Here is a 22,226-nt window from a genome sequence, read left to right on the forward strand (position 1 = left end):
GTAGCATCTGATGTCATTCACTGTCATCGCGTAGGATCGGCGGCATGAGTCGATGGGAGCCGAACGCGCGTGGGCGGCTCGAGCAGGCGGCGCTGGAGCTCTACAGCGAGCGCGGGTTCGAGCAGACGACGGTGGCGGAGATCGCCAAGCGGGCGGGGCTCACGGAGCGAACCTTCTTCCGGCACTTCGCCGACAAGCGTGAGGTTCTGTTCGCAGGCTCGGGCTCGCTCCAAGAGCTCTTCGTGAGCACCGTCACCGGCGTGCCCGATTCCGCGGCGCCGATCGACGCGGTGGCCGCGGCCCTCGAAGCCGTCGCCGCCGCATTCCAGGGACGCCACGCCCACTCCCGAAAGCGCCAGGCCGTCATCGTCGCCAACGCCGAGCTCCGGGAGCGCGAGCTGATCAAGCTCGCGTCCTTGTCCGCGGCACTGGCCGAGACGTTGCGTCGGCGCGGCGTCGCGGGCCCGGCCGCGAGTCTGGCCGCCGAGGCGGGCATCGCCGTTTTCAAGATCGCGTTCGAGCGCTGGATCGACGAGACCAACCAGCGAGACCTGTCGCAACTCATCCGAGAGTCCCTCGACGAGCTCAAAGCCGTAACAGCAGGGAATTGATCGCCGGTAGGGCTCAGCGGGCGATGTCCAGCTGGATCTCCACGCCGGGCGCGGCACCCTCGCCGCTGGTCAGACTCTCGATGAGCGCCTGGAGGGTCTGCGCCAGGTGGTGGCGGGAGGCCGACTCGGCCGCCTGGGCATCCCCGTGCGTGATCGCCTTCAGCATCGCGCGGTGCTCCTCCAGCGAGGTCAGCATGCGCCGCGGGCCACTGTGCGACAGATGCCGCAGCCGCACGGTCTGGCTGCGCAGATCGCGGATCGTACGGGCCAGATACGGGTTGCGACACGCGGCGATGACCGCCTGGTCGTAGCCCTCGGCCAGCGCGTAGAAGTCCTGATACCCGCGCGTCTGGGCGGCGAGGTCCAGGGCGCGGAAGGACTCCTCGAACGCGTCCAGCCGCGCCAGCAGCTCATGGAACGGAGCCAGTACGCGCTCGTCGGTCGCCCCCGAGGTCGCGACCAGGGCCGCGGCCCGGGGCTCCAGCAGCATCCGGATCTCGAAGAGCGCCCGCACCCCGCCCAGCGAGATCGCGGCCACCCGCGCCACCTCGCCCGGCACGAAGTCCACGAGCCCCTCGGCGGCCAGCCGGCGGATGGCCTCGCGTACGGGGGTGCGGGAGGCCCCGAGCTCCTCGCCGAGCTGGACCTCGCTCAGCTTCGCCCCGGGCTTCAGGCGCAGCGACTCGATGTCCCCCTTCAGCCGCTCATAGACGGCTTCGCTCTTGCCGGTCGCCCGGGCCATCCCGGCCCCCCTTGTCGATCCATCCGCACACGTCTCTGTATACACAGCCTACCCAGTGCGGCCGACCCGCGGCCCGTGTATCCCGTTCAGGAGGACGCTGGATCGTTGGGCGCATCCCGCCTTACGGTGGCGCCATGAGCGATCACTCCGAAGCGCCTGTCACGCCGGTCGAGGCCTTTGAACCCCCCTACTACGTGGCTGTCTTCACTGCGGTGCGAACCCAGGACCAGAGTGGCTACAGCGAGACCAGCGCACGCATGGAAGACCTGGTGAAGGACGTCCCTGGGTTCCTGGGGATGGACTTCGCGCAGACTCCTGGTGGGCTGGCCATCACCGTCGGGTACTTCCGCGACGCCGACGCCCTCACGGAGTGGCGGAGCAACGCCGAGCACCGCGCGGCGCAAAAGCGCGGGCAAGCCGAGTGGTACCAGAGCTACACGCTGCATGTGGCGAAAGTGGAGCGGAGCCACGGGTTCACGCGGGCGTAGGTCCCACAGAGCCTGACAGCAGGCTGACCAACCGAAGCGTAGTCCTCGCTCGCGAGACCTACCCTGACCTGCGGTTCGAGGTCGGCTCCATGGACGCCCTGGACGTGGCCGACGGCGGGCTGAACGGCATCGTGTGGTGCAGTTGCTGGAGGGGGAGTTCGGGACGTTCCATACGCCCATGCATATCAGCCAGGTCCTGGGCAGGTATTGGACGTATCGGTGCAGGTCACCTAGCGTTCGGCGGATGACAGAGCGACTGACAGAGCGACTGACAGAGCGACTGACGGAGAGACCGGCGGAGCGGCGGGCGGAGCGGCCGGAGCAGCGGCCGAGGGAGCGGCGCGCGATCCTCAGCGGTTCGACGTTCGAGGAGCGGATCGGCTACGCCCGGGCCGTGGTGGACGGCGACTGGGTGCACGTCTCCGGGACGACCGGTTTCGACTACGCCGCCATGACGATCTCCGACGACGTGGTGGTCCAGGCCGAGCAGTGCCTGCGCAACATCGAGGCGGCGCTGGCCGAGGCGGGCTGCACCCTCGCCGACGTGGTGAGGGTGCGTTACATGCTCCCCGACCGCGAGGACTTCGAGCCGTGCTGGCCGACCCTGCGCCGCGCCTTCGGCGGGATCCGCCCGGCCGCGACCATGCTGGTGTGCGGCCTCTCCGACCCCCGTATGAAGATCGAGATCGAGGCGTACGCCCGGCGGCGGCCTGCCACGTGACGGCCCGCGCGACCGCCCGTGCCCAGGGCAGGGCGTGTCTGAGGCGGGCGAAGTAGCGTTCGACGACGTTGCGGGCCTGGTACAGCGGGCGGTCCGCGCCGCGCCCGGTTGGCTTTCCGGTTGGCGCGCTCCGGGATGACCGCCCGGATGCCCCGGCGCCGCAGGCCCTGGCGCCGCAGGCTCCGGCGGATCGCCCGCCACCCTCTCTCGGCGCGCCCTGGCCGATCAGGCCGCCGAACCGCGCAGCGCCTTGCCGCGCGTCCGACAGAACCCCCTGAGTGTGATGAGGCCTGATCGATGACCATCGCCGCTGTCCATGTCCACCGTCTGGTGGCTCCCCTCCACACGCCGTTCGTCACTGCCCTGGCGCACCTGACCCACGTCTCGACCGTCGTCGTCGAGATCGTGGACCGCGACGGGCGCTCCGGCTTCGGTGAGGCGCCGGAGGTGTGGACTGTCACCGGATCCTCACTCGCCTCCAGCGAGGCCTGCGTCACCGAGGTCTTCACCCCGCTTCTCATCGGTCGCGACGCCGATGACCTGGTGGAGAACTGTCGCAGGGTCAGCCGCGCCGTGGTCGGCAACGAGCCGGCCAAGGCCGCGGTGGACATCGCGCTCCACGATCTCGCCGCGGTCCGCCTCGGGGTCCCGCTGGTCCGACTGCTCGGCGGCTCCCGGCTGGTGGTGCCCACCGACGTGAGCCTTGCGGTCGGCACGGTGGACAGCATGGCCACGGCGGCGAAGAGCCGGGTCGCGGAGGGATTCGACGTGCTGAAAGTCAAGGTCGGCACGGACGCGGCCACGGACATCGACCGCGTGACGGCAGTCCGCCAGGCGGTCGGTCCCGAGGTGAGGATCCGTCTCGACGCCAACCAGGGGTGGACGCCCCGCGAGGCGGTACGGGTCATCCGCTCGCTGGAGGACGCCGGCATGGGGGTGGAGTTCGTCGAACAGCCGGTGACCTACCGGGATGTGGCGGGCCTGGCCTGGGTGAGCGACCGCGTCGAGACCCCGATCATGGCGGACGAATCCGTCTTCGACGTGCGCGACCTGGTGGAGGTGATCCGCCGGCGCGCGGCGGACCTGGTCAACGTCAAGCTGGCGAAGAGCGGCGGACTCAGCGCCGCCCGTACCCTCCTCGAACTGGCGCGAGCCCAGGGCATGGGCACCATCCTCGGCTGCATGCTGGAGAGCGAGATCGGCACCGGCGCCGCGGCCAGCCTGGTAGCCGCCTACGGGACCACGATGGTGAGCGACCTCGACGCAGTGTGGTGGCTCCAGTGTCCCGCCGTCGTCGGCGGCATGCGGTACCAAGGCGCTGCGGTCGTGCTGCCCGACGCGCCGGGCCTGGGCATCTCCGGCCTGGTGGCCACAGAAGCCCGGGAAGCCACGGACGCACGGGCATGACGATCGCCGTCCCTTCCGCCGGTCGCCACGTCCAGCGCCTCCGAGCCGAAGCCCGTCATACCGCGCTTGAGGGTTTGGGGTTCCAGCCGTCGCGGCTACTTTGCGCCGTGGGCCAGAGATGGGACACCGGGGCCTTCGTGGGGTGACCGATGGTGGCTTCGAGCGTGGGGTTGGTGGCGTTGAACTCGCCATTGCGCGATGCGGCGAACATCGTCAAGGCGAACTCCGCAGCCGGCCGCGGCATCCCGCCGGCGACTGCTGCGGATATCCACTCGTTGTCGTCCATGACGACTCGGGTGATGGTCCGGCCGGTGATGCGGCTGAGGATTTCGGCAACGTCGGCGAAGTCCAGCGTGTGGGGGGCGGTCAGCGGCGGCGTGATCCCTTCGAGTGCGCCGTCTTCGGCCAGGGCGAAGGCCGCGGCTTCTGCCAGGTCCTCGTGGGCCGTCCAGGACACCGGGCCGTCCTGTGGCACGGCGAGCGTGCCGGTCTCCAGCGCCGCGCCGATGTAGTAGCCCAAGGTGGAGGCGTAGAACCCGTTGCGAAGAGCGGTGTAGGGGACTCCTTGCCGCTTGAGGTGTTCCTCGGTGGCCGCGTGGACCTTCTGTGGCGGGAAGAGCGACGTGGGAGAGGCGGCCTGGTGGCTGGTGTACAGGATGCGTTGGGCGCCCGCTTCCCGCGCCGCGTCGATGGCGGCGCTGTTGGCGGTCAACGCGCCGTCGCCTCGAATGGCCGCGGAGACGACCAGGACGCGCTCGGCACCTTCGAAGGCGTGCTTCAGACTGCCGGGTTCGGTGAAGTCCCCCGCTCGGACTCGGACGCCGCGCTCGGCGAGGTCGGCGGCCTTGCTCACGTCGCGCACACTGACGGCGATCCTGTCGGCCGGTACCCGCTCCAGCAGGCGGTTGACGATCAGCGACCCGAGGCGGCCGGTGGCTCCCGTGACGATCAGCATCGGTGGCTCCAGTCTGGTGGTGTTTCCAACGGAACGAAAATAACGGTAACACTGATACTTCCGTTGGATGCAACTGTGTGAGTCCATCCGGAGATCGGCTGGCGCTGCCAGCAATTTGGACAGGCCGACGGAGGTTCGTTGGCAATATCGGCGATAACATCGCCTGTCACACATGGGCGATACCATCGTCTCCATGGCACCGAACACGCAGCGGCGAGACATCACCCGGGACCGCATCGTGAAGACCGCGGCCGGCCTGCTGCGCGACCAAGGGCCGGCCGCGGTGACCACGCGCCGCGTGGCCCACGAGGCCGGGCTCCAGCCTCCCGCTCTCTACCGTTTCTTCCAGGACAAGGACGACCTGCTGGATGCCGCCGCGGAGCATGTCTTCGCCGAACATGTGGCGAGCAAGCGGACCACCGCGCCCTCGGACGACCCTGTGGAAGACCTCCGCGCCGGATGGAACACGCAGATCAGCTTTGGCCTGGCCAACCCGTACGTGTACGGCCTGTTGCTCGACCCGGCCCGCGCACGCGACACCCCGGCGCAGGTCAGGGGTGTGCGGATCCTCGCCGAGCGTGTGCACAGAATCGCCGCCGCCGGGCGGCTTCGGGTGAGCGAGGAACGCGCTGTCAACCTCATCCGCTCGGCGGGGACCGGAACCGTCCACACTCTGCTGTCCCTGCCACCGGAGCAAAGCGACCCGCACCTGGCCGACGCCGCCTTCGACGCGATCGCTCGCGCCATCCTCGCGGATGAGCCCGCTGTCCCCACCCAGGCCCCGGCGGCCGTCGTCGCGGCCTTCCGCACCCTCCTGCCCGAACTGCCCGGTCTCAGCAAAGCCGAGGCCGCGCTTCTCGACGAGTGGCTGCAACGCTGACCCACCACCGCGCCGGCGACTACCGTCGTGGCTCCGCGGTGATCGTCCTTTGGCCACCGAGTTCCGGCGAGAGGGAACCCGCTATGACCGATATCTTCGCTGTCTCCATCGACGCCGTCGAGGGACGCACCCTCCGGGGGAGGGTGCACATCGTCAACCCCGACGAGTCGAGCTGCGTCGCGGCCGGATGGATCCGCTCGCCGTGGTCTGCCGGCAGGCGCACGCAGCGTGCGAAGGCGCGGCTCGCGGACAGCGGGGGGCGGGGGGACGGTCAGCGGGAGGTGAGGGGGGTTTCGGACTCGACGCGGGTGAGCTTTTCGGGGTTGCGGACGTAGTAGAGGCCCGCGACGTGGGCGTTCTCCACGCGGAAGGCCAGCACGCCGTCGATCACGCCGTCCAGACGCAGGATGAGTCCGGGGTTGCCGTTGACCGTCGTGGGTTCACTGGTGAGGGTGCCGCCGGCCTTGTCGAGACTGCCGATCATGTAACGGAGCACCTTGTCGGCGCCGACGACCGGCCGCAGGGCCGCCAGTTTGAGGCCGCCGCCGTCGCTGACGAAGACAACGTCCGGGGCGAGTACGTTGAGCAGCCCCTGCAGGTCCCCGGTCACGAGGGCGGACTGGAACGAATTCAAGGCTGCCCGGGTTTCTTCCGGTGAAACCGGTGTGCGCGGCCGGCGGGCGTCGACGTGTTGGCGGGCGCGGTAGGCGATCTGGCGTGCGGCGGCGGGGCTCTTGTCGATCGCGGCCGCGATGTCGTCGTAGCCGATGTCGAAGACCTCGCGCAGCACGAAGACGGCGCGTTCGGTCGGTGAGAGGGTTTCGAGGATGAACATGAGCGCCAGCGACAGGTTCTCGGACAGTTCGACGTCCTCGGCCACATCCGGCGCGGTGAGCAGAGGCTCGGGCAGCCAGGGGCCGACGTAGGCCTCCTTGCGCCGTTTGAGGGTGCGCAGCCGGTTGAGTGCTTGCCGGGTTGTGATCCGTACCAGGTAGGCGCGCTGGTCCCGCACCTGCGCCAGGTCGACCTTGACCCACCGCAGCCAGGCCTCCTGGAGGACGTCCTCGGCGTCCGCCGCCGATCCGAGCATCTCGTAGGCGACGGTGAACAGCAGGTCGCGGTGGGCGACGAAGGCCTCCGTCGCGGGGTCGGTGGCGTGGTCGTTCATGTCGTGCGCTTCACTCTCTGGTGGTCGGCCCCATGGGCCGGAAGCAGGCCGTGGAACATGTACCCAGTCTGATGACGGGGTCGTCGGCAGCAGCCTCCTCACTGGTCAGGCCGCGTGGGCCGGACCGGTCGGGTCCGGCCCACGGAGGCTCCTGGCGGCTAGGCCGAGCGCCGGGTGCCGGACGGCGTCGTGCGGTTTTTCGACTGCGGCGATTCCAGGCGGTCGCCGTGGGATGCGCGGGAACTGGCCTTGCGTGCCCCGGACACCAGCTTGTTGAGGGTGAACCGGCAGGCGATCTCCTTGACGCCGGCACCGGTCCGCCCGCTGATGCTGAGCGCGTTCACCTTGTCGTTCGGGTAGGAGAACTGGGTGACGCCCTCGTCTCGGCCGAGGCTGAGGCACTGCCCGGCGAAGAACATCCGGACGGGAGCGGCTTTCTTTCCCGCGATCCGGCGCAGGATCGTGTCGGCGGCCGCCGGGCCCAGCTGCACGGCGGCCTGGCAGCTCATCCGGAACGGGTGGTCCGGCATCACTCCCGCGTCCCCGGCGGCGACGATGCGCTCGTCGTCCACACTGGTCAGCGTCGTGTCGGTGACCAGGCGGCCTTCGGCGTCGGTGCGCAGCCCGCTGCGGGCGGCCAGGTCCGGGACACGGAATCCCGCGGTCCAGATCGTTACCGGGCTGGGCAGCTCGCGGCCGTCGTCGAGCCGTACGGCGTCGCGTGTCACTTCCGTCACCCGCGCACGGGGACCTTCGAGGACGGTCACACCCAGCTTGGCGAGCCGACGGGCGACCGGGCGGCGGACTCGGGCATGCAGGGAGGGGCCGAGCACGTTGCCGCAGACCAGGGTGACCTTGCGGCCCGCTTCCGCCAGCTCGGCGGCGGTCTCCAGGCCGGTCGGGCCGGCCCCGACCACGGTCACCGGAGCCGACGCGGGCGCCGCGGCCAGCGTCGACCGCAGTCGTTCCGCCCCCTCGAGGTCCGACACCCAGTGAGCGAACTCCACCGCTCCGGGCACGCCGGGATCGGAGGCGCCGCTGCCCACCGCGTAGACGAGGTAGTCGTAGGAGACCGTGCCACCGCCCGCCAGCGACACCTTGCGCTCGGCGGCGTCGATCCGGGTCGCGGTGTCGACCACCAGCCGGACGTTCCCGCCCAGAACCTCACCGAAGCCCTCGACCGCGTCATCGGAGCCGGTCACGAGCTGGTGCAGGCGGATCCGCGAGACGAAGTCGGGACGCGGATTGACCAGGGTCACCGACACGCCATCGCGCCGAGCCAGGCGATTGGCCGCCGTCACGCCCCCGTACCCGCCGCCGACCACGACCACCTCGACGTTCTCGTTCATCATGTCTCCCTCGCGTTGCGGACTCGGCATGGAGACACCAGCCGCGCGCCCGGTGTAACAGCCCGCGGATGAGACGCAGCGCACACCGGACGCGGCGGAAACGCCGCCCCTTCCGCCGCGAGTGGCGTAACACGGCCCTGACGAGGTCGGGCAGGGGCCGGGGAGTCTTGCGGTAGCGGGCGAGTGGGGCCCAGCCCGCTGTTACCTCACTCCACCGCTACCTCGCGGAGGCAGCCTCTGCCGCCGCGCCGTCCGGAAGGTACGCGCCAGGTTCCTGCGCGAGGCACGGATCACCGCCCGCCTGCGGCACCACGACATCGTGACCATCCACGACCTCGGCGAGACCGGAACAGAGGGCAACAGGGCCCCGTTCCTGGTGATGGAACTGGTCCGGGGCGAGGGCCTGGACGCGAAGCTGCGCCGAGGTGCCGTCACCCTGCCAGACGCTGCCCACCTGGCCTCGCCGTACGGTCACGCCCTGGTCGAGCGTGGCGCGCTCGGCGGGCTCCAGGTCGGCCGTGCGGTCCCGTGAAGCCGTGGCGAGCTGTTGGTGCTGGTGCTCTCGCGCTTGGCAGTCAGGATGGCTGGACTTGGTCGAAGAGGGCGAGGGCTTCGGCGGGGTCCGGGCTCACAAGGCGTTCCAGACCGGCCGTCGTGATCTTCGCCCACCTGCCGGCCCGTGCCCACATCTGTTCCTCGAAGGCGCGGACGGCCTCGTCCAGATCTCCAGGGCCGGTGGCGATGGACTCGGCGAGTTCGGCGCCTTCCAGCATCGCGAGGTTCGCGCCCACCCCCAGTGGGGGCATCAGATGGGCGGCGTCGCCCAGTAGCGTCACCCCGAAGACGTGGGTCCAGGTATGGGACACGGGCAGGACGTAGAAGGGGCGGTGGACGAAAGCGGTGCCGTTGCGGAGGAGGTCGAGGACGGGAGCGGCCCAGCCGTCGAACAGAGCCAGCAGGCTCGATCGCACGGCCTCGACGTCGGCCAGGTCCAGGTTCGTGTGCCAGTCCAGCGGCGCGCGGAATTTGGTGTACACCTTCACGTGGCCGCCGCTGTTGCGCTGGGCGACGAGGCTTCGGTTCACGCCATACACAACCACGGAACCGTCGCCGATCAGCCGGGCGAGGTCAGGGTGGCGGGTGTCGACGTCGTCGAGGGAGGTCTCGATCGAGGTGACGCCGGTGTAGTGCGGCGTCACCGACGAGACTGCCGGGCGGACCCGGGACCAGGCGCCGTCCGCGCCGACCACGAGGTCGAACGTCTCCTGTCGCCCGTCCGCGAAATGGACCAGTACGCCATCCCGGGTCCCCGGCACCACCTGCGTCACGCCCCGGCCCCACTGGACGTCGAGAGGGCCGAGCAGCAGGTCACGGAGTTGCCCGCGGTCGATCTCGGGATTGGCCCGGTCATCTGGACGGGGTCGCCAGTCGCGCAGGACGGTCCCATCCGTGTCCAGGATGCGCATGGCCTGCCCCTCGGGACGAGACAGCGCCTGGTACTCCGCCAGCAGCCCCGCCTTGTCCAGCGCGAGCTGGCCCAGCCCTTCATGCAGGTCCAGCGTGCCGCCCGGGGGGCGGGCGTCGGGGGCGGGATCGCGTTCGAGGACGGCGACGGGGTAATCATGGCGGTGCAGGACGCGGGCGAAGGTAAGGCCGGCAGGGCCGCTCCCGACCACTGCGATGCGATGTCTCATACCAATACACTGTATTGCTTCATTGCAGTGCATCGCAACAGTATGGTGTGACCATGACTGTGTGGGACCGGCCGGAGCCGCCGACTCAGCCCGTGCCGCTCGACCGGGAGCGGATCGTAGCCGCGGCCATCGCGCTGGCCGACGAGGGCGGGCTGGAGGCGGTGTCCGTGCGCAAGGTCGCCGCCCGCCTGGATGCCGGCCCCATGCGGCTGTACAGATACATTTCCACCAAGGAGGAGCTGTTCGACCTCATGGTGGACGAGGTCCAGGCCGAGATCCGCCCCGAGGAGCAGCCCGGTGACTGGCGGGAGGCGCTGCGCGTCCTCGCCCAGCGCACCAGGCAGGCCGCTCTCCGTCACGAATGGCTGGCCGACCTGCTAGGCGGCCGCCCGACCCTGGGCCCGAACGGCCTTGCCATGACCGAGGCCACGCTGGCCGCCCTCGACGGCCTCGCCGACATCGACACCGTCATGCGCGCTGTGGAGACTGTCAGCGCCTACTTCACCGGCGCGATCAGGCGCGAGATCGCGAACCTGCGGGCCGAGCGCGCCACGGGCCTGTCCAAGCGCGACTGGCAGCGCGCCTCCGGCCCGCATGTGACGAGGATGTTGGCCACGGGCCGCTTCCCGGCGCTGGCCAAGGCCGTGTACGACGGCACGGACGTGGACGCCGAGACATCCTTCGCGACCGGCCTGGACTGGGTCCTCGACGCCGTGGCCGCCAAACTCGCCCGGCCGCCGGCGTGACGCCCAGCTCCTGCCGAATGTGAGCGAGGCCGAGGGCCGTACTGCTCAACGGGCATGACAGGGTCCTTCACAGAGGTGGCGGTCAGGCGGCCGTGCTGAAGCCGGAGACGGCCGGGTCCTGGTCGCGGAGCTGGGTGAAGTCGACGTCGAGTTTCGAGTCGTACGCCTCGGGCTGGATGCCGAGTTCGTGGGTGGAGTACTCGCCGAACCGTTTGATGTGCTCGGTCAGGTACGGCGAGATGTGGGCCAGGTCCTCCGGGTCGATCTCCCAGCCCGGGCGGGAGACTTGGCGCTGGGCCTGCTGTCGGACCTGCCGAACGCAAGAACTGCTGGAGCATCGCCGAGTGGGCCGGGCAGATCACTCCGCATGGCATGCGGCACCTGCTGAAGGGCACGCGCACCATCGGTGTGCAGCGCCAGTACACCGGCACCACCGGGAGCGAGCCGCGAATCAGACATGAAGATCACGAATGCGATTGGAGTACTGGAAGGCGTATTCAGACGCAATCCCACAGGAAGCGGCCCTCCTTGCCGTCCGGCGAGACAAAGACCCAACCGGCTCCCCACCCGCTTCGCTCCCAGGCGTAATAGCACGGCTCGATATCTTCCGTCACCCCATCCTCTGCCAGACCCTCGAGCGGGAGCCAGTCCGACAGTTCTGACGTGAGCTGAACGACCAGTTCCCAACCCTCTCCCGGATACCGCTCGTCGTGTATCCAATCCGGCTCCACCCCAGGCCCGCCGAGGAACACGGACGTGTTCTCCGCCAGGCGTGGCAGATGGTCGATACACACCGCGGGCCCCTCGGCCTGCGCCCGCACGGTCACAAAGTCCGGTACGCGGCCACCCGGTTGGATCACCACCGCGTTTTCGCCACCCTCGGCGATATGGGTTCCGCCAACGGCCTCTTCATCGCCCATGAACAGATAGGCGAGCCGCCCGCCAGCGAGTGTGAACTGACCCAGGAACTGCATGGGCTCGCCAGTGGTGCTCGAGAGTGGCCACTGCGGCTCCTCCAGCCACACCGGCTGCCCGCCGACCTTGATGACCGGCTCACGTACGGGGCCGTCGGCGGGGACGAATTCGAGGCGGGCGCCAGGCGGGAACATGGACTCTCCTTGTGGTCGACGTTGGGCAAGATATCTTGGGTAATGCGGTCTTCCTTCCCGATGAGACCGGGTCCGGGCTCGGAGCTCAGGCCCGGGGGTGGTGCGGGGCCCGGCGCCAGGTGAGGGTGCCCGTGCGCTCCCGTCCGTTCTTCAGGATCGGCTCGATCAGGTCGAGTGTCAGGGTGTCGCCGGTGATGCGTGCGCGCCGGGGGACGTCCGCGCCTTCCCAGTTGGGGAACAGGCTGGTCGTCGGCTGGTGCGTGACGACGTCGTCCGCGACGGAGTAGGTGCCGGCGTAGGCGAGGTAGCCCACCGCCGCGGCGGCCCGCTCGGGCGGCGTGCCGCCGTGCAGGGCCCCGTCGCTGTAGGCGGGGCGCCCGGAGCTGCTGATCTGCACGGACATGAACCCGTCCGCCGTGTAGATGATGACGCCTTGGGCGTCGGCCCCCAGGGGATGCTCCGCGTGGCCGCCGTCGGCGTCCGCGGTCACGTAGGAGGCGAGGGTCCAGGCGCCGACCAGACCGTCTGCGAGAGCTGCTGTTGATGCGTTCATAGCTGCCAGGCTACAAGATAGGTGCATATACACGTGACTGTTGTTAGGGTGGCTGACACAGACGGGAGGAGCGCGATCGTGGCCGAGCAGGACCCGCAGGGAGGGGCCGAGAGAGCCGAACTGCGGCGGCTTCTGAAGGAGACCGAGGGAACGTGCTTCGCCGCGGCCGCCCGACGTGCTGCCCGGCTCCTGACCGCCGCCTACGACCGGGCACTGGCACCATCCGGTCTGCGGATCGGCCAGTTCAGCCTGCTGCACTCGGTGGCGCTGCACGGGCCGCTCCCGCTCGCCCAGCTTGCCGAGCACATCGGCATGGACCGGACCACGCTCACCCGGAACCTCAAGCCGATGGTGCGCGAGGGGCTCCTTGCTGTCACGCCCGGCGCGCAGGACCACCGCGTCCGCGCCGTGGCCGTGACCAACCACGGCGCCGAACGGCTGCTGCAGGCGCTCCCGTTGTGGGAGGGCGCGCAGGCGGACGTCGCCGCGGACTTCGGGGTCGACCGGGCCGCCCGGCTGCGATCGGAGCTGAAGGCCGTGGCACGGACCGGACCGGCCGCCGCAGACACCGGTGCCGCCCCCGCGTGAACCCGCGGGGGCGGAGGCCGGCCCCCGCAAGTCCCCGCCCCGGGCGGCCCCGCGATACGAGGCCGTGACCGACAAGGAGGGACCCCCTCGTGACACCCCCTCATCCGCTCTACCTCGACGACCTGAAGGCCGGAGACGAGTTCCGCAGCGCGGAGCACCAGGTCGACGCCGATCAGGTCATCGCCTTCGCCCGGGACTTCGATCCGCAGCCCTTCCATCTGGACCCGCAGGCCGCGAAGGACACGTTCTTCCAGGGCCTGGCCGCCAGCGGCTGGCACACGGCCGCGATCACCATGAAGCTGCTGGTCGGCAGCCTGCCGCTGGGCAGCGGCATCATCGGCGCCGGAGGCGAGGTGGCCTGGCCCCGCGCGGTCCGCCCTGGCGACGCACTGCACGTGGTCAGCACCGTCCTTGAGGTGGCCCCGTCGCGCTCACGCCCGGACCGGGGGATCGTCACCTTGGAGTGCCGCACGGTGAACCAGACGGGCGACACCTGCCAGCGCCTGGTCACCAAGCTGGTCGTGATGCGCCGGCCGGAGCAGCCGACCGCTGTGTGACGACCCCCCTCCGCTCGCGCACGGCAGCGAAGCGCGGGCCATCCACCGCTGTGCTCGCGCTCCGCTGCTTGGCGAGAACCGCCGCCGCGCCGGGCCGCTCGCCGAGGTGGGTCAGCGAGGAGTGGCGCCACTCGTGCAGGTCCCAGCCGGTGCCCGGCCCGGCCAGGGGCCGTGTGCCTGGTCGAGCAGCGCGTGGGCCTGCCCGTAGGAGAGGCGGGCCAGGCCGGTGTCCGGGCAGACGTCGCGGGCGGAGAGCACCTTGCCGAGGCCGGGGCGGCGGTGGGCGACGAACACCGGCCCGCGGGTGCGGTCGCGGATCAGCCGTGGCAGCAGCCGGGCGATGCCGGCGTCCCAGTACACCGTCTCCAGCACGAAGTCCTCGCGGGCGGTGCCGCGGCGGCGGACCTTGGGCTGGGCGCCCTTGGCCTTCACTGGGTCCACGCGAAGGTCTCAACGTCAGGTGTCGGCTGCTCGCCCTCCTCGCGGTACGGCTTGTAGGTGTCCCGGTACTCCGGCAGGGTGGTCGACTCGCACGGCATGGGCGTCCTCCGGGGTGTCCGACAGGCTGGACACCGTACCCACGCCTCCCGCCCGTCACGGCGGGATCGCGTCACCTTCCCTGCGGACGTCAGCGGGGACGACGTTGTCCGGACAGCCGAGCCACACCCGCTGACCGGCGGAGGTGGCAGTGAGCCCGAATCGTGTGCGCGTCGGCCGGCCGGCCCGCGCCCACCAGGTGCGTGTCGCCTCCAGCTCGTTCCAGAGTAGCCGTGGGCTGTCGCTCTCGGCCGGGTCCGGCTTCCCTCCATGCTTCCCCCAACTGGCCAGCCTCTTGGTCGTCGATAAACGCAATTCATGGTGACGTGCAGTCAGGCCGTCTGGCAGGGCGCAAAGACGCACTCGCTGGCAGACTGCGTCGCATGCGCTCCGACACGTCTCCGTTGGCGTCACAGCCATAGCATGACTGGCACTTGATGTGTCACAAGCCTGTAAAGTGATGGGCAGTCAGTGATGCTGGGAGATGATGGAGGCAGCTGATGGCTCGTATCTGGGAGGCTGACCCGTCGGCGTTATTCGTCAAACGTCTGGGAAAGTCAGCGGCAGAGCTTGGCAACTCTGAGGACGAGGAAAAGTGCCCGGATATTTGGCAGCTGGAAAATGGTGATATCGCCGTGATCGGCCGCGACCTCACTGCCGCCTACGCTTCGCGTTTGCCAAGTGGCGTGCCCATCGGTTCCGGAGAGCGGCTGGTTGTGATTCCCGGAAACATGCTCAGCGCAGCAAAGGCAGATATTCCCGATGCTTGATCTTCGCGCCCCAGCGCTCCCGGCTGAACAAGGCGAACCACTCGATGACGACGCCTACGTCACTGACTTCCGGGCACGACGCAAGGCCATCCGTAATGGCGAGTCCTGGAAGTTGGAACGGCTACAGCACTTCGAAGAGGAGGGCAGCCCCGCCCGCGACGCGCTCCGTCGAGGCGACTGGGGCGAAGCGCTCCGGCTCTTCGAGGCGAGGCGTGAGGGCACACAGAAGGCGGCTGAAGAGGATCGGCGGAAGGGCTCCCCGTTCCATCGCTTGCGCGTGGTGGAAGAGCCGCTGACGCCATACATGCAATGGGAGCTGCACTCGCTCCACGTCCGTGCGGAGGCCGGGCACCCCACTCGTGTGCTGCCCGCGAAGGAAGTCGCCGCCGCTGAGATCGAACACCTTCTGCCCGAGTTCGTCATCCTCGACAATCTCACTCTTTATGAGATTCTCTACACCGAGACCGGAGCCTTCGAGAGCGCCCGCCGTTTCACCGACCCCGAGATCGTAGAACCTTGGGTGACCTATGTGAAGCAGGCTTGGGCGGTAGCGGAGGACATCCGGACCTACTTCGAGCGTGCGGTGGTGCATCTTCCGCCGCCCCCGGCGGCATGAGCGGAGCAAATCAACGCCTCGGCCGGGGACGAGGGAAGTCATCCACAAGGCTCTCAGAATGAGCTGTCAGGGTCGTCTCGGGACGTCGTGCAGGCCGGCAATGTCTCGGGCGGAATCAACTTTTACCAGGGGGCGCCGGGGGAGTCGGCCGGCCTCATACCGCGACAGCTTCCGGCTGATGTGCACGCCTTTGTCAACCGCACCGACGAACTGCATCAGCTTGATGCGATCCTGACCAGCCCAAGCGGCGACCGACTGGTTGTCTCGATCCATGTAGTGGACGGCACGGCAGGTGCGGGGAAGACCTCGCTGGTGTTGCGCTGGGCCCATCAAGTCAAGGACCGCTTTCCCGACGGTCAGCTCTTCGTCAATCTGCGGGGCTACGACCCCGGCGAACCCGTCACCGCGGACCAGGCACTACGCCGATTCTTGCGCGCGCTCGGCGTGCCTGCCGACCAGATTCCCCAGGATGTCGATGCTGCCGCCGCTTTGTACCGCTCGCTGCTCGCCGAGCGACGCGTCCTGATCCTGCTCGACAACGCCGCCACGGTCAGCCAGGTGCGGCCGCTCCTGCCCGGTACTGGTAACAGCCTGGTAGTGGTGACCAGCCGCAACCGGCTCGCCGGCCTCACCGTACGAGACGGGGCCCGCCGTCTGACGCTCGGCACCCTTCCCGAGCCTGAGGCGATCGCCTTACTGCGCGCGGTCACCAGCGGCTATCGGCCCGGAGACGATGGGGAAAAGCTGACCGAACTGGCGCGTCTTTGCGCTCGGCTGCCGCTCGCCTTGCGTATCGCGGCAGAGCGCGCCGCCAGTCATCCTCACATGAGGATCGACGATCTCATCTCTGACTTGCGGGACGAGTCGGCGCTGTGGGACGCGCTCAGCACAGGCATCGACGAGGAAGCAGAGGCGGTCCACTCGGTTTTCGCCTGGTCCTACCGCGCCCTGCCGGAACCCTCCGCGCGGCTTTTTCGCCTGCTGGGAATTCATCCGGGTCCCGAGTTCAGCCTCCACGCGGCCGCGGCCCTCTGTGAGCTCAGCCTCAGCCGCACGAGGCAACTCCTGGACGATCTCGTGGGCGCCCACCTGCTTGAACAAACCGCGCCGGACCGATTCCAGTTCCACGACCTACTGCGTGCCTTCGCCACCGGTCAGGCGCAGAGCGATGAACCCGCGGAGCAACGGAACGCGGCCCTGCGCCGTGTGCTGGACTGGTATCTGCATACTGCTGACGCGGCGCAGAGTTGGCTCAGACCTTCCGAGCAGCATTCCCTCCTGGCGGCATCGACAGCTTCCGTGCCTCCCCTGGTCTTCGCCGATTACGACGCGGCGGCGGACTGGGCGGACCGCGAACACACGACTCTGCTCCGTTTGGTTCCGGCCGCCGCATCAGCCGGGATCGACACTCTCGCCTGGCGCCTGGCCGAGGTGCTGTGGAATGCCCGCTACCCATCAGCGCCAGGCAGTGACTGGATCGACCCGATGCGTGCCGGTCTGGCGGCAGCGGAACGGGCGGACGAACCGGGTGCCCAAATCCGTTTGCTCAACTACCTCGGCATGGCCTACCGGAAATACCGCCGCCTCGACGAGGGCATGGAATGTCACCGACGAGCCAGGGAAGTCGCGCACAGGACAGCCATACCCCTCGAAGAGGCGCGCTCGCTGAATCTCATCGGCCTGATTCACCTTGAGAGCCGCCAATTCGACCCGGCCGCTGACCACTTCGAGCGTTCCGCTGCGATCTTCCGTGATGCGGATGAACCTCGCAGAGCGGCCATGGCCCTGTCCAACATCGCCAGCACCCGTCTCGACGCGGGCCGCCTGCCTGAGGCCGAGGAGGCCGCCCAACAGGCGCTCGCCGCCCACCGAGCCCTGAACAACGAAAGAAGCGTGGGCAATGCCTTGTATATCGTCGCCGAGCTCCGCCGCGAGCAGGGTGAACTCACAGAGGCACGACGTGCGATCGATGAAGCCCTTGACATCGCGCTCAACCTCAGGAGCCACGTCCTGGAGGGCTTTTGGCTGCTCACTCTGGGCGACATCCAGCGTGCCGATGGGCAATACGGCGACGCGCTGACCTCGTACCAGCGGTCCGCCAAACTCCATCGCCGTCTCGGCGACCGCAGCCGAGAAGCCCTCGCCTGGCGAGGCACCGGGCAGACCTATGCGGCAATGGACCGCGGCGATGAGGCTGCCGCGTTCCATCGGCGAGCCGCCGCCGTGCACGGACAGCTCGGCGATGCTTGGCAGCACGCTCTGGAACTCGACCACCTGGCCGCCGCTGTGGATAGGGAGGACCCCCAAGCGGCCCGCGTCCACTGGGTCGAGGCTCTATCCCACCTGGCTGAATACACCGACCCCCGGGCTGTGGCCGTGCGGTCCCGCATCGAGAGGCGTCTGGCCGATCCTCCTGTCGAGGAGCGGTGACCTTGCGGTGCGCCGCTGGACCCGTCATTCGGCGAGCGGGTCGCGCAGCTCGAACCAGATGTGCTTGCCGGTGGGCTGTGCGCCGCTCTCCCAGGTGACGCCGCAGGCGTGGGCGAGTTGCTTCATGAGGAAGAGGCCGCGGCCACCTTCCTCGTCGGTCTCCGCCCTGCGCGGGCGGGGGAGGTCGTCCGGGGAGCTGTCGCGTACGGCGATGGTGGCGATGCGGTCCCGTACGAGGGTGTCGATGTGGATGACGGGGGTGGCTGTGTGCTGGTGGACGTTGGTGACCGCTTCCGATACGAGGAGGCGGGCCGTGTCCGCGAGGTCGTCCAGGCCGTTGGCCTGGAGGAGGGCGGCGATCGCGTCGCGGCAGGCTTTGGGGCTCTTGGGGGAGTTGGGGGCGCTGAGCCGGTAGGCGTAGGCGGGTTCGGCGACTTCGGGCATGGCGGGTTCTCCCAACGCGGTGCGTGATGGTTCCGATGCGCTGTGCTATCGAGACCATAAGGCATTGAGTGCATCCCTGTACTCATTCACGGATATCTCTGCCCTCGATCTGGTGATCCGGTAATCTCGCGACGACACTGTGTGATGACGGAGTGAGGGAGGGCGGGGCATGACGCACACGGCAGCCCCGAGCGCGAGGCGGCGCCGACTCGGCGCGGAGCTGCGCAAGATGCGTGAGCACGCCGGGATGACGGTGGCCTACGCGGCTCAGCAACTGGGCGCCGAGGGCCCGCGGATCAGCAACATGGAGTCCGGTCGCCTGGGCGTGAGCGAGGAGCGTGTCAGGATGCTGGCCGCCATCTACGCCTGCGGCGACCAGGCATACGTTGACGCTCTTGCGGCCATCGCCACCGAGCGCGGCCGGGGGTGGTGGGAGGGCTACCGGGACCGGATGGCTGTCGACGCGCTGGATCTGGCCGAGCTGGACTTCCACGCCGTGGGTCTGCGCGCGGTGCAGATCATGCACATTCCGGGGCTGCTGCAGACCGAGGACTACGCGAACGCCGTGTTCTCCACCGCCGAACCCGCACTCACCCCGGTGCAACGGCGAGTGAACGTCTCGTACCGGATGAGGCGCCGCGAGGTGCTCGATCGGGATGTCCCTCCGCAGTGCACCTTCCTCATTCACGAGGCAGCGTTGAGGATGGAGTTCGGCGGGTCCAAGGTGGCCCGTGGACAGTTGGAGCGCCTGTTGGAGGCGTCGGAGTGGGACAACGTCACCGTCCGGGCCATTCCCTTCTCCGCTGGGGGATTTCCGCATGCGGGAGCCTCCGTGACGTACATGTACGGAGTGGTTCCGCAGTTGGATACGGTTCAGCTCGACACGCCCACCGGCGTGACCTTCCTGGACGGGGAGACGCATCTCGCCAACTACCGGCGGATCCTCGACCGGACGGAAGGGCTGTCCCTCGCACCTGCGGACACGCGCGATTTCATCCAAGCCATCGCACAACGACTCTGAAGGCATCGAGATGTCCGACATACAGTGGCAGAAGTCGTCCTACTCGGCGGACGGCCCCGGCAACAACTGCGTCGAGCTGGCCCGCGCCGCCGACGCGTCGATCCTCCTGCGGGAGAGCGACGAACCGCACACCGTGATCACAACCACCCCCACCGCCCTCCGCTCCCTCACCCTCGCCGTGAAGGCCGGGCGGTTCGATCACTTCCCCCACTAGGGGGTGTTCGGGGGCTTTGCCCCTGGACCCCGGGGTCTGGGGCAGCGCCCCCACGCGGCGGAGCTGTGTGGTCAGGGGCGGCCTTCGGCAGGCTGCCCCTCGATCGTGCGACAGCGCCGCAGGTAGTGACAGCGGCGGGCGACTGCTCGGCGTCCGCGGGCAGTCGCGTTTCAGGATGGGGCGTCAGTAGTTGTCGCGGTCGACTCCCTTGGGGGTTCGGTAGATGGGAGACCCGACGGAGAACACGATTCGGTCGTTCTTGGGCGCGGACGCATGCGCGTTTTCTCCGGAGCTGCTGACCCAGAGCTCCGCGGACAACGAGTACTTGTCCTTTTCGTGTACGGCCTCTATCTCCAACTGGCGGTCCGTTGAATTCACGTGCCCGAACCGAGTGATGCGCCACCCCTCCTTCGGAAGTTCTTCACGCAAGCGGTTGAAGCCGCGCGTCAACTCCCGCTCAGACAGGCGAGAGATGGACCAGAAATGCTGGACGAAATACTCCCGTTCCCTCTGTTGGGAGGGCATTGTCGCAGGTCCGGCCGGCGACACTTTCCCTTGAAGCCGGACCATGTCGAACACGTCACTGGACAGCTTTCTGACGTGCTGCTTGGCCTGCGTCGGATGCATTTCCTTCGGCGCCGCACCGTCCGAGTCATTCATGGATCCGCACCCCACGACACATAGGAGAACCGCCGCAGCGGCCAGTACCCGTCGAAATCGCCACACCTTCCACACTTCAGACGTCCCAATTCGCCGGCTCACGCCAGTCGACCGGCAGAAGTGATCCATCGTCGCGTGGCTTCATTTGCACCTTGCCGTATTCTCCCACGATGACCCTTCCTTGGTTCTCGATACTGAGACTCGGCACATTTTTGTCGTCGTCGTAGTCCCAGTAGCCGCTGTGCCCCTCGGTATCGGTGGCCATCTGGTTGGCGCCGAAGATTGGGTCAGTTGGGTCAATGCCCGAGACCCCGCCCCCGTGGCCGAAGCGGCCAACGCCGTTTACCAAATCGTCACCCTTGGCGTGCTCATTCCAGACATGCCCCTTGCCCACGTCCAGATCCGCGGCATTTTCCACCCGGGCGCCAGGGCTGCCGGCGAACACGATGTCGTCGACGCCGAGGTCCCTGTCTTCGGCCGCGGCGCCGATGACCGTGGTCCCATATGAATGTGCGATTGCAGTGATGTGAGCGTCGGAACCAGATTTGTTCGCAGCGTTGAGGCCATCGATGAACTGGCCGTACGCGCCTACGGCATTGTCCGCATATTCATCCCGAGTGGCGTCTGAGAGTTCCGGCGGCGCATCGTAGCCTATCCAAGTAACGGTCGATACTTCCTGATCGGTCAAACGCTGGGACGTTTTCCACAAGTTCACCCCGCGATTGATGTCTCCGTTACTGTTACTGAGCGAGGCTCCGGTTCCAGGTGTGTACACCGCGATGTGATCCGCATCATCAGGATTTCCGTTGGCGACGATGGCCCGCCCCCGCCCTTCCGCGCTGAATCCCAGCAGATACGCCTCCGGCAGACCGTCCTCTCCGGTCCTGTCAAAGCGGCGCTGAATGGCGTCCATACCCTTCAAGGATTCGTTAATCCTGGTTCTTTCCCTGTCCCACGCCTGCCAGGCCAGCGTCACCTGCTTTTCCCCCTGAACGGGAAGATGAGTTATGTTGTTCCACTTTTGCTCGTACTTCGCGGGCTCATTCTTGCCGAGCTCGTCGAGTTTCAGGTTGAGTTCGGCACGGGTTTCGGCGAGCACGGTCCGGTTCGCTTCGTCGCGCACGGCTGCGGGTAAACCGTCACGCTTGCCGAGTCCTGCTGGATCGAGGGCGAGAATAGCGTCCTGCTCATTCTTCGAGAGGCTCTTCCACCACGTGGCGTTCTCTTCCGGATTGCTGTCGTTCAGGGGCGCTTTGATGGCGTCCAGATATTCCTTCGCACTGCGGCGGACGCCACCCATGTCTCTCTTCGCGTCAGCCCAGTCCTCGGCGGCGACGACCAGGTCGTCGTCAGCCTTCAACTTGCGCAGCTCAGGGGCCCACTTTTCGTCGGCCCGGGTGGCCTGGTGGACGGCTTGCGCAATGCGGTTGGCGATGGCCAGCGCGCGGGCGTAATTCGGGTTGCCGTGGAGGTTCGACGCCTGGCGGTCAAGAGCCTCGGCCGTGTCCTTCGCGTCCCCAGCAGGGTCGATCGGGTTGCGGGTCTCCCCGGAGGCAACCCCCTTGACCGTACCGCCCTCGGGCACCTTGCCGTCGACCTTGTCGCCGGCCGACGGGTAGCTCACCGAGCCGTCGGAGTCCACGGTGAACTGTGCGGCAGCGGCATCCTCCACAGCGGCGTCGAGCTTGTTCTTGGCTGCCCGTAGTTCGTAGGCCAGAGAGTTGAGAGCGGTGGTGATGAGTGCGCATTCGACCTGGGTGTAATGGAAGTTCGTGGCCAGCTTCCGGAGTTTCCGGACAGCCTTGTCCACGGCTTTGCCCTCGAGCGATTTCCGCATCCCCGCGGTCACTTGCTGCTCGATGTCGTCCTTGGCCTGACTCGCCATGTCGCCGAGGGTCCGATAGCCGCCTGCCGCGTCCTCGAACTCAGAAGGCTTGAGGGACTTGAGAGTCGTGTAATCCACTGG

Annotated in this window: 25 protein-coding genes and 4 pseudogenes; 16 read left to right on the forward strand and 13 right to left on the reverse strand. The window is 68.3% G+C overall.

Features of this window, described 5'->3' with window-relative positions; all coding sequences use genetic code 11:
• Positions 1-44: 44 nt before the first annotated feature.
• Positions 45-611 carry a TetR family transcriptional regulator gene (locus tag ACWY4P_RS36110; protein ID WP_456204749.1) on the forward strand — a complete coding sequence of 189 codons (567 nt, stop codon included), beginning with the start codon at positions 45-47 and terminating at the stop codon, positions 609-611.
• Positions 612-624: 13 nt separating this feature from the next.
• Here ACWY4P_RS36110 and ACWY4P_RS36115 read toward each other — a convergent pair whose 3' ends face one another.
• A complete protein-coding gene (locus ACWY4P_RS36115; protein ID WP_456204750.1) occupies positions 625-1,353 on the reverse strand; it encodes a GntR family transcriptional regulator in 729 nt (242 codons plus the stop codon).
• A 134-nt stretch (positions 1,354-1,487) separates the two neighbouring features.
• Here ACWY4P_RS36115 and ACWY4P_RS36120 point away from each other — a divergent pair, with 134 nt between their 5' ends.
• The 3 genes and pseudogenes from ACWY4P_RS36120 (at position 1,488) to ACWY4P_RS36130 (ending at position 2,562) form a co-directional block, all read left to right on the forward strand.
• Complete coding sequence (locus ACWY4P_RS36120) at positions 1,488-1,841, forward strand: antibiotic biosynthesis monooxygenase family protein (protein WP_456204751.1); 354 nt, start codon at positions 1,488-1,490, stop codon at positions 1,839-1,841.
• 44 nt (positions 1,842-1,885) lie between these two features.
• Positions 1,886-1,984: pseudogene (locus ACWY4P_RS36125) on the forward strand (SAM-dependent methyltransferase); the annotation flags it as partial.
• 101 nt (positions 1,985-2,085) lie between these two features.
• Positions 2,086-2,562 (forward strand): RidA family protein, encoded by a 477-nt coding sequence (locus tag ACWY4P_RS36130; protein ID WP_456204752.1) that lies wholly within the window; start codon positions 2,086-2,088, stop codon positions 2,560-2,562.
• A 37-nt stretch (positions 2,563-2,599) separates the two neighbouring features.
• Here the strand turns inward: ACWY4P_RS36130 and ACWY4P_RS36135 are convergent.
• Positions 2,600-2,864, reverse strand: a pseudogene (locus ACWY4P_RS36135) (hypothetical protein); the annotation flags it as partial.
• 1 nt (position 2,865) lies between these two features.
• On the opposite strand from ACWY4P_RS36135, the gene ACWY4P_RS36140 reads away from it, so the two are divergent.
• Positions 2,866-3,969 carry a mandelate racemase/muconate lactonizing enzyme family protein gene (locus ACWY4P_RS36140; protein WP_456213173.1) on the forward strand — a complete coding sequence of 368 codons (1,104 nt, stop codon included), beginning with the start codon at positions 2,866-2,868 and terminating at the stop codon, positions 3,967-3,969.
• A 55-nt stretch (positions 3,970-4,024) separates the two neighbouring features.
• Here ACWY4P_RS36140 and ACWY4P_RS36145 read toward each other — a convergent pair whose 3' ends face one another.
• Positions 4,025-4,924 (reverse strand): NmrA family NAD(P)-binding protein, encoded by a 900-nt coding sequence (locus ACWY4P_RS36145; protein ID WP_456204753.1) that lies wholly within the window; start codon positions 4,922-4,924, stop codon positions 4,025-4,027.
• Between the two features lie 193 nt (positions 4,925-5,117).
• On the opposite strand from ACWY4P_RS36145, the gene ACWY4P_RS36150 reads away from it, so the two are divergent.
• Positions 5,118-5,804, forward strand: coding sequence for a TetR/AcrR family transcriptional regulator (locus ACWY4P_RS36150; protein ID WP_456204754.1), 687 nt, complete (start codon positions 5,118-5,120; stop codon positions 5,802-5,804).
• 271 nt (positions 5,805-6,075) lie between these two features.
• Here ACWY4P_RS36150 and ACWY4P_RS36155 read toward each other — a convergent pair whose 3' ends face one another.
• A complete protein-coding gene (locus ACWY4P_RS36155) occupies positions 6,076-6,972 on the reverse strand; it encodes an RNA polymerase sigma-70 factor (protein ID WP_456204755.1) in 897 nt (298 codons plus the stop codon).
• Positions 6,973-7,130: 158 nt separating this feature from the next.
• Positions 7,131-8,321: an NAD(P)/FAD-dependent oxidoreductase gene (locus tag ACWY4P_RS36160; RefSeq protein ID WP_456213174.1), complete on the reverse strand. Its 1,191-nt coding sequence runs from the start codon at positions 8,319-8,321 to the stop codon at positions 7,131-7,133.
• 319 nt (positions 8,322-8,640) lie between these two features.
• On the opposite strand from ACWY4P_RS36160, the gene ACWY4P_RS36165 reads away from it, so the two are divergent.
• Positions 8,641-8,853 carry a hypothetical protein gene (locus ACWY4P_RS36165; protein ID WP_456204756.1) on the forward strand — a complete coding sequence of 71 codons (213 nt, stop codon included), beginning with the start codon at positions 8,641-8,643 and terminating at the stop codon, positions 8,851-8,853.
• A 43-nt stretch (positions 8,854-8,896) separates the two neighbouring features.
• Here the strand turns inward: ACWY4P_RS36165 and ACWY4P_RS36170 are convergent, their stop codons facing one another.
• Entirely contained in the window at positions 8,897-10,015 is a 1,119-nt protein-coding gene (locus ACWY4P_RS36170; RefSeq protein WP_456204757.1) for an FAD-dependent oxidoreductase, read from the reverse strand.
• 53 nt (positions 10,016-10,068) lie between these two features.
• Between ACWY4P_RS36170 and ACWY4P_RS36175 the strand changes: the two genes are divergently transcribed.
• Positions 10,069-10,761 (forward strand): TetR/AcrR family transcriptional regulator, encoded by a 693-nt coding sequence (locus tag ACWY4P_RS36175; protein WP_456204758.1) that lies wholly within the window; start codon positions 10,069-10,071, stop codon positions 10,759-10,761.
• Between the two features lie 82 nt (positions 10,762-10,843).
• On the opposite strand, the gene ACWY4P_RS36180 is transcribed toward ACWY4P_RS36175, so the two are convergent.
• Entirely contained in the window at positions 10,844-11,026 is a 183-nt protein-coding gene (locus tag ACWY4P_RS36180; protein ID WP_456213175.1) for a hypothetical protein, read from the reverse strand.
• On the opposite strand from ACWY4P_RS36180, the pseudogene ACWY4P_RS36185 reads away from it, so the two are divergent.
• A pseudogene (locus ACWY4P_RS36185) lies at positions 10,979-11,199 on the forward strand (IS701 family transposase); the annotation flags it as partial. The gene ACWY4P_RS36180 and the pseudogene ACWY4P_RS36185 sit on opposite strands and share 48 nt — an antisense overlap.
• A gap of 59 nt (positions 11,200-11,258) precedes the next feature.
• On the opposite strand, the gene ACWY4P_RS36190 reads toward ACWY4P_RS36185, so the two are convergent.
• Together ACWY4P_RS36190 and ACWY4P_RS36195 are read right to left on the reverse strand one after the other, a co-directional pair.
• Positions 11,259-11,870, reverse strand: a complete 612-nt coding sequence (locus tag ACWY4P_RS36190; protein ID WP_456204759.1) for a hypothetical protein — start codon at positions 11,868-11,870, stop codon at positions 11,259-11,261.
• 85 nt (positions 11,871-11,955) lie between these two features.
• Positions 11,956-12,423, reverse strand: a complete 468-nt coding sequence (locus ACWY4P_RS36195; protein WP_456204760.1) for a lipocalin-like domain-containing protein — start codon at positions 12,421-12,423, stop codon at positions 11,956-11,958.
• 78 nt (positions 12,424-12,501) lie between these two features.
• On the opposite strand from ACWY4P_RS36195, the gene ACWY4P_RS36200 reads away from it, so the two are divergent.
• Together ACWY4P_RS36200 and ACWY4P_RS36205 are read left to right on the forward strand one after the other, a co-directional pair.
• Complete coding sequence (locus tag ACWY4P_RS36200) at positions 12,502-13,011, forward strand: MarR family winged helix-turn-helix transcriptional regulator (protein ID WP_456204761.1); 510 nt, start codon at positions 12,502-12,504, stop codon at positions 13,009-13,011.
• An 89-nt stretch (positions 13,012-13,100) separates the two neighbouring features.
• Positions 13,101-13,568 (forward strand): MaoC family dehydratase, encoded by a 468-nt coding sequence (locus ACWY4P_RS36205; RefSeq protein ID WP_456204762.1) that lies wholly within the window; start codon positions 13,101-13,103, stop codon positions 13,566-13,568.
• On the opposite strand, the pseudogene ACWY4P_RS36210 reads toward ACWY4P_RS36205, so the two are convergent.
• Positions 13,519-14,003: pseudogene (locus tag ACWY4P_RS36210) on the reverse strand (hypothetical protein); the annotation flags it as partial. The gene ACWY4P_RS36205 and the pseudogene ACWY4P_RS36210 sit on opposite strands and share 50 nt — an antisense overlap.
• Positions 14,004-14,605: 602 nt before the next feature.
• Between ACWY4P_RS36210 and ACWY4P_RS36215 the strand changes: the two are divergent.
• From ACWY4P_RS36215 to ACWY4P_RS36225, 3 genes are all read left to right on the forward strand, one after another.
• Positions 14,606-14,875 (forward strand): hypothetical protein, encoded by a 270-nt coding sequence (locus tag ACWY4P_RS36215; RefSeq protein ID WP_456204763.1) that lies wholly within the window; start codon positions 14,606-14,608, stop codon positions 14,873-14,875.
• Positions 14,868-15,491, forward strand: coding sequence for a DUF6879 family protein (locus ACWY4P_RS36220; protein ID WP_456204764.1), 624 nt, complete (start codon positions 14,868-14,870; stop codon positions 15,489-15,491). Before ACWY4P_RS36215 ends, ACWY4P_RS36220 begins: the two co-directional genes overlap by 8 nt.
• Before the next feature lie 87 nt (positions 15,492-15,578).
• Positions 15,579-17,921, forward strand: a complete 2,343-nt coding sequence (locus ACWY4P_RS36225) for an ATP-binding protein (protein WP_456204765.1) — start codon at positions 15,579-15,581, stop codon at positions 17,919-17,921.
• 24 nt (positions 17,922-17,945) lie between these two features.
• Here ACWY4P_RS36225 and ACWY4P_RS36230 read toward each other — a convergent pair whose 3' ends face one another.
• Positions 17,946-18,365 carry an ATP-binding protein gene (locus tag ACWY4P_RS36230; RefSeq protein ID WP_456204766.1) on the reverse strand — a complete coding sequence of 140 codons (420 nt, stop codon included), beginning with the start codon at positions 18,363-18,365 and terminating at the stop codon, positions 17,946-17,948.
• A gap of 169 nt (positions 18,366-18,534) precedes the next feature.
• Here ACWY4P_RS36230 and ACWY4P_RS36235 point away from each other — a divergent pair, with 169 nt between their 5' ends.
• Both ACWY4P_RS36235 and ACWY4P_RS36240 read left to right on the forward strand, forming a co-directional pair.
• A complete protein-coding gene (locus ACWY4P_RS36235) occupies positions 18,535-19,386 on the forward strand; it encodes a helix-turn-helix domain-containing protein (RefSeq protein WP_456204767.1) in 852 nt (283 codons plus the stop codon).
• Between the two features lie 10 nt (positions 19,387-19,396).
• Positions 19,397-19,600: a DUF397 domain-containing protein gene (locus ACWY4P_RS36240; RefSeq protein WP_456204768.1), complete on the forward strand. Its 204-nt coding sequence runs from the start codon at positions 19,397-19,399 to the stop codon at positions 19,598-19,600.
• A 183-nt stretch (positions 19,601-19,783) separates the two neighbouring features.
• On the opposite strand, the gene ACWY4P_RS36245 is transcribed toward ACWY4P_RS36240, so the two are convergent.
• Complete coding sequence (locus ACWY4P_RS36245; protein WP_456204769.1) at positions 19,784-20,260, reverse strand: hypothetical protein; 477 nt, start codon at positions 20,258-20,260, stop codon at positions 19,784-19,786.
• Between the two features lie 76 nt (positions 20,261-20,336).
• Positions 20,337-22,223, reverse strand: coding sequence for an alpha/beta hydrolase (locus ACWY4P_RS36250; RefSeq protein ID WP_456204770.1), 1,887 nt, complete (start codon positions 22,221-22,223; stop codon positions 20,337-20,339).
• Between the last annotated feature and the right edge of the window lie 3 nt (positions 22,224-22,226).

This window comes from Streptomyces sp. LZ34, assembly GCF_053890475.1.

Coding starts and splice junctions, on each gene's coding strand:
- ACWY4P_RS36110 (WP_456204749.1), top strand. CDS start 45: ATGAGTCGATGGGAGCCGAACGCGCGTGGGCGGCTCGAGCAGGCGGCG.
- ACWY4P_RS36115 (WP_456204750.1), bottom strand. CDS start 1,353: ATGGCCCGGGCGACCGGCAAGAGCGAAGCCGTCTATGAGCGGCTGAAG.
- ACWY4P_RS36120 (WP_456204751.1), top strand. CDS start 1,488: ATGAGCGATCACTCCGAAGCGCCTGTCACGCCGGTCGAGGCCTTTGAA.
- ACWY4P_RS36130 (WP_456204752.1), top strand. CDS start 2,086: ATGACAGAGCGACTGACAGAGCGACTGACAGAGCGACTGACGGAGAGA.
- ACWY4P_RS36145 (WP_456204753.1), bottom strand. CDS start 4,924: ATGCTGATCGTCACGGGAGCCACCGGCCGCCTCGGGTCGCTGATCGTC.
- ACWY4P_RS36150 (WP_456204754.1), top strand. CDS start 5,118: ATGGCACCGAACACGCAGCGGCGAGACATCACCCGGGACCGCATCGTG.
- ACWY4P_RS36155 (WP_456204755.1), bottom strand. CDS start 6,972: ATGAACGACCACGCCACCGACCCCGCGACGGAGGCCTTCGTCGCCCAC.
- ACWY4P_RS36160 (WP_456213174.1), bottom strand. CDS start 8,321: ATGAACGAGAACGTCGAGGTGGTCGTGGTCGGCGGCGGGTACGGGGGC.
- ACWY4P_RS36170 (WP_456204757.1), bottom strand. CDS start 10,015: ATGAGACATCGCATCGCAGTGGTCGGGAGCGGCCCTGCCGGCCTTACC.
- ACWY4P_RS36175 (WP_456204758.1), top strand. CDS start 10,069: ATGACTGTGTGGGACCGGCCGGAGCCGCCGACTCAGCCCGTGCCGCTC.
- ACWY4P_RS36190 (WP_456204759.1), bottom strand. CDS start 11,870: ATGTTCCCGCCTGGCGCCCGCCTCGAATTCGTCCCCGCCGACGGCCCC.
- ACWY4P_RS36195 (WP_456204760.1), bottom strand. CDS start 12,423: ATGAACGCATCAACAGCAGCTCTCGCAGACGGTCTGGTCGGCGCCTGG.
- ACWY4P_RS36215 (WP_456204763.1), top strand. CDS start 14,606: ATGGCTCGTATCTGGGAGGCTGACCCGTCGGCGTTATTCGTCAAACGT.
- ACWY4P_RS36220 (WP_456204764.1), top strand. CDS start 14,868: ATGCTTGATCTTCGCGCCCCAGCGCTCCCGGCTGAACAAGGCGAACCA.
- ACWY4P_RS36230 (WP_456204766.1), bottom strand. CDS start 18,365: ATGCCCGAAGTCGCCGAACCCGCCTACGCCTACCGGCTCAGCGCCCCC.
- ACWY4P_RS36235 (WP_456204767.1), top strand. CDS start 18,535: ATGACGCACACGGCAGCCCCGAGCGCGAGGCGGCGCCGACTCGGCGCG.
- ACWY4P_RS36240 (WP_456204768.1), top strand. CDS start 19,397: ATGTCCGACATACAGTGGCAGAAGTCGTCCTACTCGGCGGACGGCCCC.
- ACWY4P_RS36245 (WP_456204769.1), bottom strand. CDS start 20,260: ATGAATGACTCGGACGGTGCGGCGCCGAAGGAAATGCATCCGACGCAG.